Here is a 17,974-nt window from a genome sequence, read left to right as displayed (position 1 = left end):
CACGCCCTCGCGCAGGCACGAGGCGAGGCGGAGCGGATTCAGCCGGCCATGCCGGCGCGCATCTTCTTCGCCATCTCCATCATCTCGGCCGACACTTGGCCGATGGCGATGATGTTCCCCTCGCTGTCGCTGAACCAGGCGCCGCGCTCGCCGCCGAGGTCGGCGACGCCGTCGACGGTCTTCAGCCCGGGCAGGTCGTAGTCGTGGAAGACGACCCCGTTGGTGCGCAGTGCGGTCATGTCGCGGTCGAGGTCGTCGGTCACGAGGTTGAACGCGGTGTTCTGCGCGGTCCCGGCGAAGGTGGTCTCGTACACCAGCACGACCGTGCCGCCGATCTCGTAGAACACGTTGCCGGACTCGGTGTCGGTGTACACCGGATCGCGGCCGAGAACATCGTGCCACCACTTCTGCGCTCGGCCGATGTCGGCCGCCGGAAGGACGGCCGTCGCCATCAGGTTCTCGAACATGATGATCCCCAGTCCGGGGGCGTTGTCACGCGCACGCCGGCCCAGCAGAGTTCCACGGGCGATTCGGGCGCGCGGGTGTGGTCCCCAGGGCGAATTTTATCCCCGCGCGTGGCTTCCCGAAAGAGCGCGGGAAGGATTGGCCGCATGACGGTCTGGGCGGACACGGCCCCGTCGGCACAGGGCGAAGTCCCAGGTGCCGCTCCGGATACTCCCCGCCGGCCCAGAAGGTCGTCCGAGGGCGCCACACTAGCTTCATAGAAAGAGCACACGGACAAACAGGAGACGCGATGACGGATGACCCCACCCTCGGACTGGTGCTCGGCGGTGGCGGCGCATTCGGCGCGGCGCACGTCGGCGTGCTCCAGGTTCTCGAAGAGCGCGGCATCCGGCCCGGCATCGTCACCGGGACGAGTTCGGGCGCGCTGGTCGCCGCGGCCTACGCGGCGCGCGTCGATCACCCGGCGATCGAGAAGGCGGCCCGCGCCTTTCGCTGGAGTTCGATCGCGCGCTGGTCGTTCCGTCCCCGCTGGGGTCTGCTCGACACGCACGCCGTCACGGACGCCGTGCACGGCATGTTCGGGTCCGACCCCCTCATCGAGGAGTTCGATCGGCGTTTCGGCGCCTTCGCGACCGACCTGCGCGCCCGTCGGGGCGTCGTCCTCGACCGGGGTCCGCTCAGTTCGGCGCTGCGCTCGACCATCGCCGTGCCGGGCCTCCTCCCGCCCGTGCGCCGGGACGGACTCCTCCTCGCCGACGGCGGGATGATCGACAACGTCCCGGTGGGTGCGGCCCGCACCCTGGGCGCTTCCCGCACGATCGTCGTGCGCCTGCACGCCAAGTGGGAGAACGTGCGCATGATGCGCACCGTCACCCAGACCGCCGAACTCACCGCCGACCCGTCGGTCGTGCTGATCCAGCCGGAGATGGAGCGCATGGCGCAGTGGACGATGTCCGACGTGCCGCGGCTCATCGCCGAAGGGCGTCGCGCGGCGACGACCGCGCTGGATGCCGCTGCGGAGCGGGACTCCACGCTGACCGCCGCCTGAGCGGATCAGCCCGCGGACCCGGCCGGATCCTCGTACTCGGCGGTCTCCGCGTCGAAGACCATCGGGTGATCCGGGTCGCTGCGCACCCGCATCCGGCCCTCCGCATCGCGTTCGACGACCACGGCCGATCCCTCCACGGGCACCCGCCGCGGAGTGGTCTGCATCGTGACCACAAGCGTCTCGCGGCGGTCGCCGTCCGGATACGTCACCATCACGTCGGTGAAGAGCGGATTGCCGGCATCCCACCCGTGGGGGGCGGGAACGGACACGATCGTGCCCGGGACGCTGCGGGCGGCGGGCGCAGTGCGCGCCTCGCGGCGGGATCGCCGGATCGACAGGACCAGCCCCACGATGCCGGTCGCGGCCGCCGCGGCACCGACCGCGGTCGGTTCGACGACGTACGGCAGGGCGGCGCCGGCGGTCTCGTCCTGGACGAGGTCCGTGCCGACCAGCAGCCACCAGCCGGCCAGGAACAGGCCCGCGCCGAACACGGCGAGGCAGAGCCAGACGCCGACGATCGTGCGATGGAACTCGTCGGCGACGGTCGCGCCGAGGGCGTAGAGGGCGATGAGCGACAGGATGCTGCCCGCGATCATGGCGACGGTGGTCCAGAGGACTCCCGCATCCTGCCGGGTCAGTGCCAGCAGGAACGCGAACACCGTGACGGTGCACACGACCGTCGTGAGAATCGCGCCGACCACGTATCGGGCGCGGAATCGCCCGGGGGTCGCACCGCCGCGCCCCGCAGATATCTCGTGCGCGGTCGAACTCACCGTGAAGGCCGGAACGTCTTCCCAGTCGAGTGGGCCGCCGGCATCGGGTTGTGCCATGGCATCCCTCCTCAGCCGATCGTAGGCGCGATCGACACCGGAGAGGCCGACACGCCGCGCTCGCCGCGCTCGGACTATTCGTAGGCGCTCAGCGTCGGCGGCACGGGGTCGGCACCGGCCGCGTCGAGCACCGCCGTCATCCCGGCCGCGGCGACGCGGTACGGCGCGTCCGACCCGGTGAGAACCGAGCGGGCGTTGGACAGCTCATACAGCGCGAGGAGGGTGAACGCGACGGTCTGCGCATCGCCGTGGCGGAGCTCGCCCCGCTCGAACGCGACGGCGACCTGACCCTGGAGATAGCCCTCCCACTGCGCGATGTGCGTCTGGAGCGCCGTGCGGACGGGGCCGGGCTTGGAGCCCATGTCGGCCACGCACGCCTGGAAGAAGCACCCGCCGGAGAACACCCGCCCGCGCGAGTACGCCAGCAGCGCCGCGAGGAGGGCGGCGACGCGCGGCAGGCCGCGGGGCACTCCGCCCGCCGGTTCGACGACCTCACGCCGGAACACGTCGGCCGCCTCGTCCACGGTCGCCAGCTGCAGAGCCTCCTTGGTGCCGAACAGCGTCGAGATGCTGCTCTTGCTGCGGCCGGTGGTCTCGGCGAGGAGGCCGATCGTGACCCCGTCGAGCCCGACGGTGGTGGCGAGGTCGGTCGATTCGGCGAGGATGCGGCGGCGGGAGGCCTCGCCGCGCGCGCGGCGTCCGTCGGTCTCGATCGTGCTCATGGGATTAACTATACGCACGATCGTATGTATAGTTTGGATCATGCGCACACGTTTGCTCGATATCGCCTTCCGGACGATGCCCGAGGTCACGGCCCGCGTCGCGGCGGGGCTGATGCTGCTTCCCGGCCGACGCATGGCCGTGCGGCCGGAGGAGCGGCCGGTGATGGACCGCGCCCGCACCACGACGGTCGACGCGGGGCGCCACCGCATCCGCGTCCACCGCTGGGGCGACGGCGAGCGTCGTGTGCTGCTCGTGCACGGCTGGAGCGGGCGGGCCGCGCAGTTCGCTGCACTGGTGTCTCGCCTCCAGCCCGGCGCCACCGTCATCGCCTTCGACGCTCCGGCCCACGGGGCCTCGCGCGGGATGACCGCCGACATCGGGATGTGGATCGAGGCGATCCGCGTGCTCGACGAGGCCGTGGGCGGCTTCGATCTGGTGGTGGGCCACTCCTTCGGGGGACTGGCCGTGCGCCGCGCGAGCCTCGCGGGCCTCGTGCACGGGCGGATCGTGTCGATCGCCGCACCACCGTCGACGGATGCCGTGATGAAGGCGTATGCCGCACAGGCCGGACTGCCGGATGCCGTCGCCTCCGGGACGAACGATGCGCTGGCCCGTCGCCTCGGCCCGGTGATGGCGTCCATCGCGATGGACCGCTCCCGTCCGGCCGCCGGAACCGCGGCAGCGCTCCTGGTCGTCCACGACGACGCCGATCGGGCGGTTCCCCCGGTCGCGGCCGACGCCGTGGTCGCCCACTGGCCCGGTCCCTCCGCGCTGCTGCGCACCACGGGGCGCGGGCACAACGGCATCCTGGCCGCTCCCGACGTGCTCGACGCCGTCGTCGCCTTCGCCGCAGCGCCGGCCGAACCGGCTGCGGCGAGCCCGCGCGGCTGACGGGTCAGTCCGACAGCGCCTCCGCGATCGCCGACGCCGCGGTCGCATGGGTGAAGGCGAACCCCGATCGGGTCAGGACGTCGGGCACGACGTGCGCGTCCGGGAGCAGCAGCGAGTCCGCGGCTCCCGGGCCCAGGGCGATCCGCAGCGCCCAGCTCGGTGCGGGGACGACGAACGGGCGGTGCAGGCGGTGGGCCAGCTCGTGACCGATCTCGAACGCGGTCGTCGCCTGGGGGCCGGCCAGGTTCACCGGACCGGTGAGTCCGCGGTCGATGATGTGGCGGATGCCGCGCACCTCGTCGGCGAGGGAGATCCACGGCCAGATCTGCCGGCCCGTGCCCACCGGACCGCTCACGCCCCACTGGGTGAGGGTGATGAGGGGCTTCAGCATGCCGTCGCGGTCCATCAGCGGAGCGGTGCGCAGCAGGGCGACGCGTTCGCCCGTCAGCGCCGCCTCGGCCTCCCAGGCGGCGCTGAGACGAGCGAGGAACGTCGTGCCCGCACCGCTCGCCTCGGTCAGCCGCGCACCCGGCCGGTCGCCGTAGTAGCCCACCGCGGAGGCCGACACGAGCATCGGGGCATCCGGCCCGAGACCGCGGATCGCCGTGGCGAGGGTCCGGGTCGGGTCGATCCGCGACGAGCGCAGCAGCTCACGGTAGCGGGGCGTCCACGGCAGCCGCCCGACGCTGGCCCCGTTGAGGCCGACCACGGCCCGCGCCCCGGCGAGCACGGCCGGGTCGAGCTCCTCCGCTCCGGGAGCCCACTCGACCTCGTCGGCCGCCCGCGGCGCACGCCGCACGAGCGTCGTGACCGGGACCCCGTCTGCGCGCAGCGACGCGACCAGGGCGCTCCCGATCAGGCCGGATGCCCCCGACACCACGATTCGGTCCGTCGACATCGCCCTCCTCCTTCCGCTTCGGGCCCGTCCGGCGACGGGCGTGGACACTCACATGCCTCGGGATGACGCCCAGGCCAGGATCATGATCATGGTGGCGAGAAAACCTGTGACGTAGTTGATCCAGAGGAACCGGCGCCAGGCGCGGTTCGTGGTCTCGGCCGCAGCCTCGGACACCCGGAAGTACGGCGCGCAGTTGACGATGTACGGGACGGCGAGGATCGCGGCCAGCGGGCCCGGCCAGGGGGTCGTCAGCATCAGCAGGCCGCTGGCGACCCACAGCACGAGAGCGAGGCGGACGGTGCGCGCGGCGCCGAAGAACGTCGCGATCGACCCGATCCCGGCATCCCGGTCCGGCTGGATGTCCTGCACGGCCCCGAACGCGTGCGCCGCCATTCCCCACAGGAAGAACGCCGCGAGCACCGTCACCGTGGCCGCATCGAACGATGCCCCGGCGAGGGTGAGCCCGACGACCGCGGGACTGACGAAGTGCGTGCTGGAGGTGATCGAGTCGAGCACAGGACGCTCCTTGAAGCGCAGCCCCGGCACCGAATAGGCGACGACCGCGAAGGTGCTCACGGCGATCGCCGCCCAGGAGGCGGGGCCGCCGACCGCGACCAGGACGATGAGGAACGGCACGTTGACCGCTGCCACCAGCCAGAGCAGCGGCCGGTGCAGCCGCGGGGGAAGCAGGGCGCCCTCGATGCCGCCCTTGCGCGGGTTGGCGAGGTCGGACGCGTAGTCGAAGACATCGTTGATCCCGTACATGGCCAGGTTGTAGGGGATGAGGTAGTAGAGGGCGCCGACCGCGAGCACCCAGTCCACCCGGCCGGTCGTGAGCAGCATGGCCGCGCCGAACGGGAAGGCCGTGTTGATCCAGCTCACCGGCCGCGAGGCGACGAAGGCGTGCCGCAGCAGGTCGCCCGCACGGATGCCGTCGGTCTTCGTCAGGAGCGCCCACAGGGGCGGCAGCAGCACGACGGCGGCGACCGGGTAGCCGAAGTCCTCGACCGGCGCCGCGCCGATGCGGATGCCGGAGATCAGCGCGGGCGCGTAGTCGAAGAGCCCGGCGCCGATCATCAGGCTGTCGAACGCCGCGGTGAGGACACCGAGTCCGAGCCCGGCGACCCCCACCGCCGCCCAGCGCACTCCTCCCGGACCCGTCGCGCGCCGCACCACCGCGGCGAGCACCGCCGCGCACGCCAGAAAGCCCACGGTGAGGGCCGCATCGGTCACCGGCGCACCTGCCGCTCTCGCGCCGGCAGCCCGCGTCGCTCCCGCATCCGCCGCTCGCGTGCGGCGAGCAGACGATCGGCGCCGGTGTACAGGACCATCGTGGTCTGCACCAGGAACACCAGGAACACCGGTTCCTCGAGCGGCAGCGCGGGGGCGAGCAGGATCCCCGTCGAGATCGCCGCCGATCCGTGCCGGAAGATCCCCGTCGCGATTCCGGCCGCATCCCACAGCAGCAGGAATCCGGTGCCCGCAGCGGTCACGAGCGCCGCCGCGGCGGCGTCCCGCCAGAAGAACAGGCGGAACCGCCGATCGATCAGCAGCATCCCTCCCATTGCGAGCACGAGGCACAGCAGGTACACGGGCGACGTCATCCGGCCCTCCCCGCCGGGACCCTGCGCGGCACCGGCTGCGTCGGCCCGGCGGAGGAGTCCCCGCGGATCCGCTTCAGCACGAGTTCCGCGCTGATCAGGCACATCGGCACCCCGACCCCGGGCGCGGTCGTGGCCCCCGCGTAGTAGAGGCGATCGACGCGGGACGACTGGTTGCGGGCGCGGAACATCGCGCTCTGCCGGAGGATGTGCGACGGCCCGAGCATCCCGCCCCGCCAGGAGTGGTAGTCGTTCGCGAAGTCCGCGGGTCCGAGCGTCTCGCGCACGACGATCCGCTGCCGCAGGTCGGGGATGCCCGCCCACGCCGCGATCCGGTCGATGGCGGCATCCACCGCGCTCTCGATCGCCGGATCGCCCTGCCCGTCCGCACCGCCCGCGCCGAGTCCCGGGTCGGCGGGCACGGGGATCAGCACGAAGAGGTTCTCGTGACCGGGTGGGGCGACGCCGGGCTCGGTGGCGCTCGGTTTGCAGACGTAGAGGGACGCCGGATCCGGGACGGACCCCGGGAGGCCGAAGATCGCGTCGAACCCGGCGTCCCAGTCGCGGGCGAAGAACAGGCTGTGGTGACCCAGCTCGGGGAGCTCACCGCGGACTCCGAGGAGCGCGATCACCGCACCGGGTCCGCTCTCGCGGGCGCGCCACCACCGCTCCGGGTAGGTGCGGGCATCCTGCTCGAGCAGCACCGTCTCGGTGTGATGCAGGTCGGCCGCCGACACGACGTTGTTCGCGTGCTGCAGATGCTCGGTGCCGGACGCATCCCGCCACCGCACCCCGGCGACGGCGCGACGGCCGTGCTCCTCCTGCGTCAGGATCGCCGTCACCTCCGCCTCGGTGACGATCTGCACGCCGGCGTCGACGGCGAGTGCGGTGAGCCGTTCGACGAGGCCCCAGAACCCGCCCATCGGGTAGCGGACCCCGTCGTCGAGGTCGAGCGCGCTCATCAGGTGGTACATCGCCGGCGCGCGGCGCGGATCGGTGCCGAGGAACACCGCGGGGTACTCGAGCACCTGCCGCAGCACCGGGTGCGCGAAGCGCCGCGACACGAAGGCGTCCAGCGACGTACCCAGCAGAGAGAGCAGGCGCGGCATCGCCCGGAGCACGTCGGCGCTCAGCAGGGAGCCGGGCGCGGTGAACGGGTTGTAGAGGAAGCGCTCTTCGGCGAGCCGGGAGGCGTGCGCGGCGGAGGCGACGTGGTCGCGGAGGATGCCGGCGGTGCCCGGTTCGAGTCCGTCGAACACGGCGGCGATCCGGTCGGTGCCGAACGGGATCGTCACCGCGGGTCGCCGGCCGCCCGCTCCGGGTTCGGCGAACACGGTGTACCCGGGGTCGAGGAGACGCAGATCCAGCTGCTCCGCCGATGACGTGCCGAGAAGCTCGAAGAAGTGGTCGTACACGCGCGGCATGAGGAACCAGGAGGGCCCGGTGTCGAAGCGGAAGCCGTCGCGTTCGAGGATGCCGGCCCGGCCGCCGAGGCGCTCGCCGCGTTCGAACAGCTTGACGTGGTGTCCTTCGTGGGCCAGCAGTGCGGCGGTGGCCAGGCCCGCCACGCCGCCGCCGATGACGCTCGTCCAGGTCATGACACGCGCTCCCGCCCGACATCGAGGGCCGCCCGGGTGAACAGCCACGCCTTCTGCGCGGCGGGGACCCGGATGCGCCGCTCGTACAGCTCGGCGGCGGGGGTGCGCGCGAGCCGGTCGGTGAGCCGGGAGAACAGCAGCAGGGCGCTGGTGACCGCAAGGCGCGCGTCACGGGGAAGCAGCGGGATCGCCGCCTCGGCGTCCGCCAGCTGCGCGCGGATGACCGCGACCCAGCGCTGCTGCTCCTCGGCGTCGATCCGACCGTTCGCGCTGAGGTAGCTGCGGCCGAGACGCTCGGTGTCGTCGGCCAGGTCGCGCAGGAAGTTCACGTTCTGGAACGCTGCGCCCAGGCGCCGGGCGCCGTGCTCGAGGGTCGTGAGCTCGTCGGGCGTCCGGGTCGCGTCGCGGAGGAAGACCCGCAGGCACATGAGGCCGACGACCTCGGCGGATCCGTACACGTAGGTGCGGTGCGCCCGCTCGTCGAACCGCACCACGGGGTCGGCATCCGCGCATTCCGCCGGCGGCAGGTCGGCGCGCATCGAGGCGAAGAACGGGCGCACCAGGCCGGCGTCGATCCCTGCGGCGCGGGCGGTGTGCGCGAACGCGTGCACGATCGGGTTGCTGCTGTACCCCGACGCGATCGCGTCGCCGGTCTCCGCCTCCAGGCGGCTGAGCGCGAGATGCTGCTGCTCCGGCGGGATCCCGGCCTCATCGGTCGCGCCGTCGACGAGTTCGTCGGCCACCCGCACGAGCGCGTAGACGTTGCGCACGTGGGTGCGGTGGCGCGGGCCCAGGAGCCGGCACGCGGCCCCGAACGAGGTCGAATAGGCGTCGATGATCCGCCCGGCCGCCCGTTCCGACGCGGCGGTGTACCGATCCAGGGCGCCGGCGTCGTGCGCGGCGCCGGTCATGAGCGGCGTCCTTCGAGCGAGGCCGCGAGCCCGTCCAGGAAGCCGGCGAGCGGTGCGGGGATGCCGGACGAGGGTGCCGCCATGAGTTCGCGCGCCGCGTGCATCTCGTCGCCGATGAGAGCACGCACCGCGGTCTCGGCCCCGCAGTCCCGCAGCCGCCGCCGCAGGGCATCCGCACGCTCGGGGCTGAGCTGCGGGTCGCCGAATCCATCGGAGATCTGCGGCCACGCGTTCATCGCCCGCGCGCTCGCGATGATCGCGGTCTCCTTCCCCTCGCGCAGGTCGGATACGGCATCCTTGCCGTGCTCCTGCGGGTGGCCGAACGTCGAGAGCAGGTCGTCCTGCAGCTGGAACGCGAGACCGAGGTGGCCGCCGATCCGGCCGATCGCGTCTTCGACCGGGGCATCGGCGCCCGCCAGGATCGCCGCGGCGCGCAGCGGGAACTCGACCGTGTACGTCGCCGTCTTCAGCCGGCTCATCGTCAGCACCGCGGGCAGGTCCGCCTCGCGCACGCGGTCGCTGAAGGCGACGTCGAGGAGCTCGCCGAGCATCGAGTCCGACACGGTCCGGTCGACGAGGGCGAGGAGGCTCCTGCGCACCGGATCGGGGAGCGGCTCGGCGGCGAACACCTGGTGCGCGGCGCTGAGCATCAGGTCGCCCATCAGGATGCCGTTCGCCTCCGCCCAGTGCCGCGCACGCACGGCGCCGCCTGCCGCGGCTTGGCGTTCGGCGAGGATCCGGCCGATCAGGTTCGGTCGCCCGCGCCGGATGAGATCGCCGTCGAGAACGTCGTCGTGAAGCAGGAAGGCGAAGTGCAGCAGCTCGATGCCGGCGGCGATCCGCACCGCGGACCGGCGCGGCACCGGGGGCGTCCCGATCCCGTCCGCCAGCGCGTCGAACGCGCCCAGGAGGATCCGTGGTCGCAGCAGCTTTCCGCCGCGCACGCAGTCGGCAGCGGTCTCCCAGAGCTCGGCGAGCGGGGAGCCGGAGGCGACGGCGTCGAAGGTGCGCGCCGCCATCAGCCGGGCGAGCTCGGCCTCCAGTTCCGCCGTCGGAGAGGGACGCACGGGGGTGTCGGTCGTGATCGTCATCGGAGCACTCCTTCCAGGACTCCCGCCGCGGACAGCTGGACGACCTGTTCCCGCATCCACGGACTGAAGACGAAGGGAGTGGAGGCGATCGCCGCCCGGAGGTCCGCGGGCGAGATCCAGGCCCACTCGGACACCTCGTTCGGCGACGGGGTGAAGGGGCCGTCGAGGTCCGCCACGTAGACCGGGCAGATCTCGTTCTCCATGACACCGCGTGCGTCCACGGCGACGTACCGGAAGCGGGGGAGCACCAGCCGCAGCCGCGTGATCTCGGCGCCGAGCTCCTGCCCTGCGCGCCGATGCACCGCCGCCTCCTGCTGTTCGCCGGGCGCCGGGTGCCCGCAGAAGCTGTTCGTCCAGACGCCCGGCCAGGTCGCCTTCTCGAGGGCGCGGCGGGTGATCAGCACCTCCCCGGAGGCGTTGCGCAGGTAGCAGGAGAACGCGAGATGGAGTGGGGTGCGAGCACCGTGCACGGTGTCTTTGGCCGCCGCGCCGATCGGGTTGCCGTCGTCGTCCGTCAGCACCACGAGCTCGGGAATCGGGTCCGGCATCGCTGCCCCTCTCAACATTCATTCTGGCTTGTAATTCATCCTGGAATATTATCGCTTACGGGGTATAGTAACCCTAGAGTTAATAAATGCAAGGGGGATTTTCGCGGCGGTGCTCGTCCGCGTCATCCGTCGCCTCCTTCCCCCGAAACGTAGGATCGTGACATGGCGGAAAAGGGCGCTCGGGCGGCCCGGCAGGACTCGATCTCCGAGAACCTGTACGAGGTCGATTCCGCCGACCCCCGAAGTCAGCTCGTCGACCGATCGGGCCTGAAGCCCGAGGAGGTCGCCCAGATCGGACGCCTCATGAAGGCCATCGCCGCCCTGCGCGAGACCGAGAAGGCGGTCGCCGAGGCGTCCCAGCGGTACATGCGGCTCAGTGCGGTGGACATGCGCGCCCTCCACTACCTGATCATCGCCAAGCATCAGGGCGATGTCGTGTCGCCGGGGATGCTGGCCGGTCACCTGGGGATCTCGGCAGCCTCGACGACCAAGCTCCTCAACCGGCTCGAGAACGGCGGGCACATCGTGCGCGCCGTCCATCCGCTCGATCGGCGGGCGTTCGCGATCGAGGTGACGCCCGAGACCGAGGCCTCGGCGATGGAGACCGTCGGGCGCCAGCAGTCGCGGCGCTTCTTCGCGGCCGCACGTCTCACGCACGACGAGCGGGAGGTCGTGATCCGGTTCCTCGAAGACATGGCCCGCGAGATGTCGCTGACCGGCGTCGACTGGGCGGGCGACGCGCACGGGTGAGAGCGCCGGGCGGCGCTACGGTGAGACCGTGGACAAGGCGCCGTACGCCCGCTCGTTCCTCGATGCGGGGGAGGAGTACGAGCGCTATCGTCCCGGATTCCCTGCCGGCGCGGTCGCCCTCATCGCGCCGTCGCCGGTGGCCGGCATCCTCGATCTCGGCGCCGGAACCGGAAAGCTCACCCGGGAGCTGACCGGTCTCGCCGACACCGTGTACGCCGTGGATCCGTCCGAGCCGATGCTCGCCCAGCTCCGGCGGATCAGTCCGACGGTCGATGCGCGCCTGGGAACGGCCGAACAGATCCCGCTGCCGGACGCCTCGGTCGATCTCGTCACGGTGGCGCAGGCGTTCCACTGGTTCGACCGCGACGCCGCGTGCGCCGAGATCCACCGGGTGCTGCGGCCGGGCGGCATCCTCGCCCTGGTCTGGAACACGACGGATGCCGATTGCGCCTGGGATGTCGCGTGCGGCCGGATCGCGCACCCGCACCTCGAGGGCGACGAGCCCAGCCAGGATGCCGACCCCGCCCACGACGACCTGCCCGGCTTCGCGCCGGTCGATTCCGGCTGGGTGCGCTGGAGCGAGGACCTCGCCCGCGCCGACTACCTGCACCGCTGGGCCACCGTCAGCTCGATGATGATCGCGTCGGAGTCCGAGCGCGCCGAGCGGCTCGCGCGGATGGACGCCGTGCTGGATGCCGACCCGACCACGCGCGGCCGCACGTCGCTGCAGCTGCCCACGGCCACCGAAGTCCTCGTCTACCGCCGAGCCTGACGCCGGATCGCCCCGCGCGCTGAGCCTGTCGAAGCGCTGTTCCGGCGCGCCCGGAAAAAGTTTGCTACTTGGTGTTGCCAAGTACTGGTGCTCTGTGTCACTATGTAGTGGTAGTCAGCATCACCAAGTACCGAAAGGGGGCGACATGGGAAAGCAGCAGACCGAGATGCTCAAGGGCGTTCTCGAGGGCATGGTCCTCGCGATCCTCGCGGAGCATCCCGCCTACGGGTACGAGATCACGTCCCGTCTGCGTGACCTCGGATTCACCGACATCGTCGAGGGAACCGTCTACGCGCTGCTCGTGCGCATCGAGCAGCGCGGGCTCGTCGACATCGAGAAGGTGCCGAGCGAGAAGGGCCCGCCGCGCAAGGTCTACACCGTCAACCGCGACGGCTACGACCAGCTCGGGGAGTTCTGGACCACGTGGAACTTCCTCACCGACCGCATCAACACACTTCAACCGAAAGGGCAGTGACATGGCCAACTGGATCGAGACCCTCACCGGATCTCTGGAGCAGAAGAAGCAGTACAAGCAGCAGCAGGCGCGCATCGAGGCGCTCGCCGAGCCCTACCGCACGGCGGCGAAGGCCTTCCAGCGGTACTTCATGTACTACGGCGGCGTCACCGACGGCGAGACGCTGCTGCAGATGGGCGAAGACCACGTCGAGCTGTGGGAACGCGCCGCCGCCGACCGCACCCCGGTGCGCGAGATCGTCGGCGACGACCCGGTCGAGTTCGCCGAGTCGTTCGCCCGTGCCTACAACTCCAAGCAGTGGATCGACAAGGAGCGTGCCCGCCTGACCAAGGCGATCGACGGCATCGCGTGATTCCACCACCATCGAACGGGAGACCACCATGACCACCCTCACGAACCCCGCCATCAGTGTGCGGGGACTGGAGAAGTCCTTCAAGGAGGTGAAGGTGCTGCGCGGCGTCGACTTCGACGTCGACCGCGGCAGCATCTTCGCCCTCCTCGGCTCCAACGGAGCCGGCAAGACCACCGCCGTGCGCATCATGGCGACGCTGCTCCACGCGGATGCCGGCGACGTCACGATCGAAGGGTTCGACGTCGCCGCCCAGTCCGGCCAGGTGCGTGCGGCGATCAGCCTCACCGGCCAGTTCGCCGCGGTCGACGAGATCCTCACCGGACGCGAGAACCTCATCCTGGTGGCGAAGCTGCGCCACCAGAAGGATGCCGCCCGCATCGCGGACGACCTCCTCGCGCGATTCGATCTCACCGAGGCGGGCGGACGCAGGACCTCCACCTACTCCGGGGGGATGCGGCGCCGCCTCGACATCGCCATGAGCCTCATCGGCGAACCGTCCGTCGTGTTCCTCGACGAGCCGACCACGGGCCTGGACCCGCAGGCCCGTCTCGAGGTGTGGGACACGGTGAAGAAGCTCGCCGCCGCCGGCACCACCGTGCTGCTGACCACGCAGTACCTCGACGAGGCGGAGCAGCTCGCCGACCGCATCGCGATCCTGCACCGGGGTCGCATCATCCAGAACGGCACGCTCGCCGAGCTCAAGGCCCTGCTGCCGCCGGCCAAGGTCGAGTACGTCGAGAAGCAGCCGACCCTCGAAGACGTCTTCCTGACGCTCGTCGGCGACGACGGCACCGAGCAGGAGAACACCGAGAAAGTGGAGGAATCATGAGCACCGCAGTCGCACCGGCATCCGCCCGGACGCACTTCTTCGCCGACACGGCCGTCCTCACCGGCCGCTCGCTCAAGCACATCACGCGCAGTCTCGACACGATCATCACGACCACGATCATGCCGATCGCGTTCCTGCTGCTGTTCGTGTTCGTCTTCGGCGGCGCGATCAAGTCCGGATCGAGCAACTACACGACGTACCTGCTGCCGGGCATCATGCTCATCACCGTCGCCTCCGGCGTCGCCTACACCTCGTACCGACTGTTCATGGACCTGCAGGGCGGCATCTTCGAGCGGTTCCAGTCGATGCCGATCGCGCGGTCCTCGGTGCTCTGGGCGCACGTGCTGACCTCGGTGATCGCCAACCTCGTCTCGGTGGTCGTGGTGATCCTCGTGGCGCTGCTGATGGGCTTCCGGTCCGGGGCGAGCGTGGGGGCGTGGCTGGCGATCGGCGGCATCCTCACCGTCTTCACCCTGGCACTGACCTGGATCGCGGTGATCGCGGGGCTGTCGGCCAAGTCGGTCGACGGTGCGGGCGCCTTCGCCTACCCGCTGATCTTCCTGCCGTTCATCAGCTCCGCCTTCGTGCCGACGTCGACCATGCCGGGTCCGGTCCGCTGGTTCGCCGAGTACCAGCCGGTCACCTCGATCGTGGACTCGATCCGGAGCCTGCTCACCCAGCAGCCGGTCGGCGGCGACCTCTGGATCGCCCTGGCCTGGTGCGTGGGCCTCCTCGTGATCGCGTACGTCGTGTCGATGGCGATCTACCGCAAGCGGTTCTCGTGAAACCAGCCCCCGTTCGTTGAGCGAGGAGCGAAGCGACGAGACGAAACGCACATCCATGCGTTTCGTCTCGCTTCGCTCGCTCAACGACCGGGGTTCCGCAACCCCGCTGCGCCGAGGCGCGCGTTGCAGGAGAATCGCCCCATGTCCACTGACGAGAAAGTCCTCCGTGAGATCGACGGCTGGTGGCGGGCGGCCAACTACCTGAGCGTCGGGCAGATCTACCTGCTCGACGACCCCCTGCTGCGCCGGCCCCTCACCCGGGACGACGTCAAGCCTCGACTCCTCGGTCACTGGGGCACGACGCCGGGACTCAACTTCCTGTACGCGCACCTCAACCGCGCGATCGGCGAACGCGACCTCGACACGATCTTCGTCACCGGACCCGGCCACGGCGGCCCCGGAATGGTCGCGAACGCGTACCTCGACGGAACCTATTCGGAGACGTACCCGCACGTCGGCCGCGACGAAGACGGCGTGCGCCGCCTCTTCCGCCAGTTCTCGTTCCCCGGCGGCATCCCGAGCCACGTCGCCCCCGAGACGCCCGGGTCGATCCACGAGGGCGGCGAACTCGGCTACTCGCTCAGTCACGCGTACGGCGCGGCGTTCGACAACCCGGAGCTGCTGGTCGCGTGCGTCGTCGGCGACGGCGAGGCCGAGACCGGGCCGGCGGCCACCGGGTGGCATTCGAACAAGTTCCTCGACCCGGTGCAGGACGGCGTCGTCCTGCCGATCCTGCATCTGAACGGGTACAAGATCGCCAACCCGACCGTGCTCGCGCGCATCCCCGAGGACCGTCTGCTCGCCCTGTTCCGCGGCTACGGGTACGAACCCGTCCTGTTCACCGGCGGCTTCGACGACGAGGACCCGCTCGAGACGCACCGCCGCTTCGCGCAGCTCCTGGACGGCGTGCTCGACGACATCGCCCGGATCAAGGAGGATGCCCGGGCCGGCCGGTACGCACAGGGCGACCCGGAGACCGCGACCCCCGCGTGGCCGATGATCATCCTGCGCACGCCGAAGGGGTGGACGTGCCCGGAACTGATCGACGGGGTCCGGATCGAGGGCACCTTCCATTCCCACCAGGTCCCGCTGCCGAGCGCTCGGGACAGCGCAGACCATCTCCACGTGCTGGAGGAGTGGATGCGGTCCTACCGGCCCGACGAGCTGTTCGAGGCCGACGGATCGCCGGCCGCGTTCGTCCGGGAGCTCGCCCCGGCCGGGCCCCGGCGGATGAGCGCCAACCCGGTGGCCAACGGCGGCGTGCTTCGCACCGAGCTCGCCCTCCGCGACTTCCGGGAGTTCGCGGTGGACGTCCCCGCACCCGGGGCCACCACGTCCGAGGCGACCGCGGTGCTGGGCTCGTGGCTGGCGACGGTGATCGAGGACAATCCGACCACCTTCCGCATCTTCGGTCCCGACGAGACGGCATCCAACCGGCTGGCGCCGGCGGTGTACGCCGCGACCGACAAGCAGTGGAACGCGGTGATCGAGGCCGACGACGAGCACCTCGCCCGGGCCGGGCGCGTGATGGAGGTGCTCAGCGAGCACCAGTGCGAGGGGTGGCTGGAGGGGTACCTGCTGACCGGTCGCCACGGCCTGTTCAACTGCTACGAGGCGTTCATCCACATCGTCGACTCGATGTTCAACCAGCATGCGAAGTGGCTCAAGGGGACCCGCGACATCCCGTGGCGGCGGCCGATCTCGAGTCTCAACTACCTGCTGTCCAGTCATGTGTGGCGCCAGGACCACAACGGGTTCAGCCATCAGGATCCCGGATTCATCGACCACGTCGTGAACAAGAGCGCCGACGTCGTGCGGGTCTACCTGCCCTTCGACGCGAACACGCTGCTGTCGACCTACGATCACTGCCTGCGCACCGTGGACTACGTCAACGTGGTCGTGGCGGGCAAGCAGCCGGCGGCGAACTGGCTCACCATGGACGAGGCGGTGCTGCATTGCACGCGCGGCCTCGGCATCCTCGAGTGGGCGGGGACCGAGGTCGAAGGACAGCTGCCCGACGTCGTGCTCGCGGCCGCGGGCGACGTCCCGACGCTCGAAGTGCTCGCCGCCGCGCAGCTGCTGCGCACCGAGATCCCGGACCTGAAGGTCCGGGTCGTGAACGTCGTCGATCTGATGCGGCTGCAGTCGGAGTCCGAGCACCCGCACGGGTTGCCCGACCGCGAGTTCGATGCGATCTTCACCGCGGACCGGCCGATCATCTTCGCGTACCACGGCTATCCGTGGCTCATCCACCGGCTCACCTACCGCCGTCATGGGCACGACAACATCCATGCGCACGGCTATCGGGAGAACGGGACCACGACCACGCCGTTCGACATGGTGATGCTCAACGACCTCGACCGGTACGCGCTGGTGATCGACGCCATCGACCGGGTTCCCGGCCTCGCCGCGCGGTGCGCGGGGCTCCGGCAGCGGATGCAGGATGCCCGGGTTCGTGCGCGCGACTACACGCGCGCGCACGGCGAGGACATCCCGGAGGTCGCCGACTGGTCCTGGCAGACCGGGTGAGCGGCCCGGCCGCCGCGCGCGGACGGATGCCGGGGTGCCGACCCCGTAGGATGCTTCGGTGACGCGCATCGCGACGGCCGACATCGACCTGCAGACAGCGGCGTCCGTCGACCTCATCTTCCAGATCGCCGTGCGCTCGGACACGGCGCTGCGCAACGAGACGCTCACGTTCACGCAGAACGGGCAGGTGCGGCATCCCACCGTGCTCACCGCGCCGGACGGCACGCGGTTCCACCGGCTGCGCAGCGAGGAGGGCCTGCTGCAGGTGCGCTACGCCGCCGACATCGAGCCCAGCCCGTCGGCCGCGGCGGTCGACGAGCTGGAGCTCATCGACTACGTGCGCCCCAGCCGGTACAGCGAGTCCGACGCGCTGTTCGCCCAGGCGCGGCGGCAGTTCCGCGGGCTCGGCGAGGCCGATCTCGTGCAGGCGGTGTCCGACTACGTGCACGACTCGCTCACGTACACGTGGGGAAGCTCGACCGGCACCGACAGCGCCGTCACCGTGCTCGCGAAGGGCCAGGGCGTCTGCCGGGATTTCGCGCACGCGGTCATCGCGCTGCTGCGGGCGATGGACGTCCCGGCGCGCTACGCCGCGTGCTACGCGCCCGGGCTCAGCCCGATGGACTTCCACGCGGTGGCCGAGGCGTACCTCGACGGGGCCTGGCACGTCGTCGACGCGACCCACCTCTCGAACCGGCACGGCCTGGTGCGGATCGCGACCGGCGCGGATGCCTCGGACTGCGCGTGGCTGAGCTACCACGGCGGCGCCGTGTCGCTGCAGTACCTCTGGGTGAACGCCTCCAGCGATATCGAGCTGCCGTTCGATGATCATTCGGGTCTCGTCCAGATCGCGTGAATCCGGCTCCCATAGACTGGAC

20 protein-coding genes are annotated in these 17,974 nt (G+C 70.9%); 10 read left to right on the top strand and 10 right to left on the bottom strand.

The window, feature by feature from the left end; translation table 11 throughout:
• Window positions 1–38 precede the first annotated feature (38 nt).
• Window positions 39–467 carry a VOC family protein gene (locus LK09_RS07320; protein ID WP_052226488.1) on the bottom strand — a complete coding sequence of 143 codons (429 nt, stop codon included), beginning with the start codon at window positions 465–467 and terminating at the stop codon, window positions 39–41.
• 287 nt (window positions 468–754) lie between these two features.
• Between LK09_RS07320 and LK09_RS07315 the strand changes: the two genes are divergently transcribed.
• Window positions 755–1,513 carry a patatin-like phospholipase family protein gene (locus tag LK09_RS07315; RefSeq protein ID WP_052226487.1) on the top strand — a complete coding sequence of 253 codons (759 nt, stop codon included), beginning with the start codon at window positions 755–757 and terminating at the stop codon, window positions 1,511–1,513.
• Window positions 1,514–1,518: 5 nt separating this feature from the next.
• Here the strand turns inward: LK09_RS07315 and LK09_RS07310 are convergent, their stop codons facing one another.
• Together LK09_RS07310 and LK09_RS07305 are read right to left on the bottom strand one after the other, a co-directional pair.
• Window positions 1,519–2,343, bottom strand: coding sequence for a hypothetical protein (locus LK09_RS07310; protein WP_039397527.1), 825 nt, complete (start codon window positions 2,341–2,343; stop codon window positions 1,519–1,521).
• Window positions 2,344–2,417: 74 nt separating this feature from the next.
• The gene (locus LK09_RS07305; RefSeq protein ID WP_039397525.1) at window positions 2,418–3,065 is read right to left on the bottom strand and encodes a TetR/AcrR family transcriptional regulator; all 648 of its coding nucleotides are present in this window, start codon (window positions 3,063–3,065) and stop codon (window positions 2,418–2,420) included.
• 40 nt (window positions 3,066–3,105) lie between these two features.
• Here LK09_RS07305 and LK09_RS07300 point away from each other — a divergent pair, with 40 nt between their 5' ends.
• Entirely contained in the window at window positions 3,106–3,957 is an 852-nt protein-coding gene (locus tag LK09_RS07300; RefSeq protein WP_197060986.1) for an alpha/beta fold hydrolase, read from the top strand.
• 4 nt (window positions 3,958–3,961) lie between these two features.
• On the opposite strand, the gene LK09_RS07295 is transcribed toward LK09_RS07300, so the two are convergent.
• From LK09_RS07295 to idi, 7 genes are read right to left on the bottom strand one after another with little or no spacing between them, the layout of a single operon-like run.
• Window positions 3,962–4,855: a TIGR01777 family oxidoreductase gene (locus LK09_RS07295; RefSeq protein ID WP_039397521.1), complete on the bottom strand. Its 894-nt coding sequence runs from the start codon at window positions 4,853–4,855 to the stop codon at window positions 3,962–3,964.
• 48 nt (window positions 4,856–4,903) lie between these two features.
• Window positions 4,904–6,088, bottom strand: coding sequence for a prenyltransferase (locus LK09_RS07290; RefSeq protein WP_039397519.1), 1,185 nt, complete (start codon window positions 6,086–6,088; stop codon window positions 4,904–4,906).
• The gene (locus LK09_RS07285; RefSeq protein WP_039397517.1) at window positions 6,085–6,459 is read right to left on the bottom strand and encodes a lycopene cyclase domain-containing protein; all 375 of its coding nucleotides are present in this window, start codon (window positions 6,457–6,459) and stop codon (window positions 6,085–6,087) included. The genes LK09_RS07290 and LK09_RS07285 overlap by 4 nt, the downstream gene beginning before the upstream one ends.
• Entirely contained in the window at window positions 6,456–8,054 is a 1,599-nt protein-coding gene (crtI, locus tag LK09_RS07280) for a phytoene desaturase family protein (RefSeq protein WP_039397515.1), read from the bottom strand. Before crtI ends, LK09_RS07285 begins: the two co-directional genes overlap by 4 nt.
• A complete protein-coding gene (locus tag LK09_RS07275) occupies window positions 8,051–8,965 on the bottom strand; it encodes a phytoene/squalene synthase family protein (RefSeq protein ID WP_039397513.1) in 915 nt (304 codons plus the stop codon). Before LK09_RS07275 ends, crtI begins: the two co-directional genes overlap by 4 nt.
• The gene (locus tag LK09_RS07270) at window positions 8,962–10,056 is read right to left on the bottom strand and encodes a polyprenyl synthetase family protein (protein WP_039397511.1); all 1,095 of its coding nucleotides are present in this window, start codon (window positions 10,054–10,056) and stop codon (window positions 8,962–8,964) included. The genes LK09_RS07275 and LK09_RS07270 overlap by 4 nt, the downstream gene beginning before the upstream one ends.
• On the bottom strand, window positions 10,053–10,604 hold the full coding sequence (idi, locus tag LK09_RS07265) for an isopentenyl-diphosphate Delta-isomerase (RefSeq protein WP_039397509.1): 552 nt from the start codon (window positions 10,602–10,604) through the stop codon (window positions 10,053–10,055). Before idi ends, LK09_RS07270 begins: the two co-directional genes overlap by 4 nt.
• Window positions 10,605–10,766: 162 nt before the next feature.
• On the opposite strand from idi, the gene LK09_RS07260 reads away from it, so the two are divergent.
• The 8 genes from LK09_RS07260 (at window position 10,767) to LK09_RS07225 (ending at window position 17,952) form a co-directional block, all read left to right on the top strand.
• Window positions 10,767–11,354 carry a MarR family winged helix-turn-helix transcriptional regulator gene (locus LK09_RS07260; protein WP_039397507.1) on the top strand — a complete coding sequence of 196 codons (588 nt, stop codon included), beginning with the start codon at window positions 10,767–10,769 and terminating at the stop codon, window positions 11,352–11,354.
• Between the two features lie 28 nt (window positions 11,355–11,382).
• Window positions 11,383–12,126 (top strand): class I SAM-dependent methyltransferase, encoded by a 744-nt coding sequence (locus LK09_RS21740; protein WP_052226486.1) that lies wholly within the window; start codon window positions 11,383–11,385, stop codon window positions 12,124–12,126.
• 145 nt (window positions 12,127–12,271) lie between these two features.
• Window positions 12,272–12,601 (top strand): PadR family transcriptional regulator, encoded by a 330-nt coding sequence (locus tag LK09_RS07250; protein WP_039397504.1) that lies wholly within the window; start codon window positions 12,272–12,274, stop codon window positions 12,599–12,601.
• A gap of 1 nt (window position 12,602) precedes the next feature.
• Window positions 12,603–12,953, top strand: a complete 351-nt coding sequence (locus tag LK09_RS07245) for a DUF1048 domain-containing protein (protein WP_039397503.1) — start codon at window positions 12,603–12,605, stop codon at window positions 12,951–12,953.
• Window positions 12,954–12,981: 28 nt separating this feature from the next.
• Window positions 12,982–13,782, top strand: coding sequence for an ABC transporter ATP-binding protein (locus tag LK09_RS07240; protein WP_039397501.1), 801 nt, complete (start codon window positions 12,982–12,984; stop codon window positions 13,780–13,782).
• Window positions 13,779–14,567, top strand: coding sequence for an ABC transporter permease (locus tag LK09_RS07235; RefSeq protein ID WP_039397500.1), 789 nt, complete (start codon window positions 13,779–13,781; stop codon window positions 14,565–14,567). The genes LK09_RS07240 and LK09_RS07235 overlap by 4 nt, the downstream gene beginning before the upstream one ends.
• A 51-nt stretch (window positions 14,568–14,618) precedes the next feature.
• Window positions 14,619–17,096, top strand: coding sequence for a phosphoketolase family protein (locus LK09_RS07230; RefSeq protein ID WP_269430930.1), 2,478 nt, complete (start codon window positions 14,619–14,621; stop codon window positions 17,094–17,096).
• Between the two features lie 58 nt (window positions 17,097–17,154).
• A complete protein-coding gene (locus tag LK09_RS07225; RefSeq protein ID WP_039397498.1) occupies window positions 17,155–17,952 on the top strand; it encodes a transglutaminase-like domain-containing protein in 798 nt (265 codons plus the stop codon).
• Window positions 17,953–17,974 lie beyond the last annotated feature (22 nt).

The organism is Microbacterium mangrovi, from assembly GCF_000802305.1.
GTDB classification, from domain to species: Bacteria; Actinomycetota; Actinomycetes; order Actinomycetales; family Microbacteriaceae; genus Microbacterium; species Microbacterium mangrovi.
Note: the sequence above shows the minus strand (reverse complement) of the source record. Positions and strands in the feature narration are given on the sequence as shown.

Bases quoted from the DNA above. Each gene is read 5' to 3' on its own strand.
- idi (WP_039397509.1), bottom strand. From the start codon at position 10,604: ATGCCGGACCCGATTCCCGAGCTCGTGGTGCTGACGGACGACGACGGC.
- LK09_RS07320 (WP_052226488.1), bottom strand. From the start codon at position 467: ATGTTCGAGAACCTGATGGCGACGGCCGTCCTTCCGGCGGCCGACATC.
- crtI (WP_039397515.1), bottom strand. From the start codon at position 8,054: ATGACCTGGACGAGCGTCATCGGCGGCGGCGTGGCGGGCCTGGCCACC.
- LK09_RS07275 (WP_039397513.1), bottom strand. From the start codon at position 8,965: ATGACCGGCGCCGCGCACGACGCCGGCGCCCTGGATCGGTACACCGCC.
- LK09_RS07240 (WP_039397501.1), top strand. From the start codon at position 12,982: ATGACCACCCTCACGAACCCCGCCATCAGTGTGCGGGGACTGGAGAAG.
- LK09_RS07295 (WP_039397521.1), bottom strand. From the start codon at position 4,855: ATGTCGACGGACCGAATCGTGGTGTCGGGGGCATCCGGCCTGATCGGG.
- LK09_RS07270 (WP_039397511.1), bottom strand. From the start codon at position 10,056: ATGACGATCACGACCGACACCCCCGTGCGTCCCTCTCCGACGGCGGAA.
- LK09_RS07315 (WP_052226487.1), top strand. From the start codon at position 755: ATGACGGATGACCCCACCCTCGGACTGGTGCTCGGCGGTGGCGGCGCA.
- LK09_RS07285 (WP_039397517.1), bottom strand. From the start codon at position 6,459: ATGACGTCGCCCGTGTACCTGCTGTGCCTCGTGCTCGCAATGGGAGGG.
- LK09_RS07310 (WP_039397527.1), bottom strand. From the start codon at position 2,343: ATGGCACAACCCGATGCCGGCGGCCCACTCGACTGGGAAGACGTTCCG.
- LK09_RS07260 (WP_039397507.1), top strand. From the start codon at position 10,767: ATGGCGGAAAAGGGCGCTCGGGCGGCCCGGCAGGACTCGATCTCCGAG.
- LK09_RS07245 (WP_039397503.1), top strand. From the start codon at position 12,603: ATGGCCAACTGGATCGAGACCCTCACCGGATCTCTGGAGCAGAAGAAG.
- LK09_RS07300 (WP_197060986.1), top strand. From the start codon at position 3,106: ATGCGCACACGTTTGCTCGATATCGCCTTCCGGACGATGCCCGAGGTC.
- LK09_RS07235 (WP_039397500.1), top strand. From the start codon at position 13,779: ATGAGCACCGCAGTCGCACCGGCATCCGCCCGGACGCACTTCTTCGCC.
- LK09_RS07305 (WP_039397525.1), bottom strand. From the start codon at position 3,065: ATGAGCACGATCGAGACCGACGGACGCCGCGCGCGCGGCGAGGCCTCC.
- LK09_RS07250 (WP_039397504.1), top strand. From the start codon at position 12,272: ATGGGAAAGCAGCAGACCGAGATGCTCAAGGGCGTTCTCGAGGGCATG.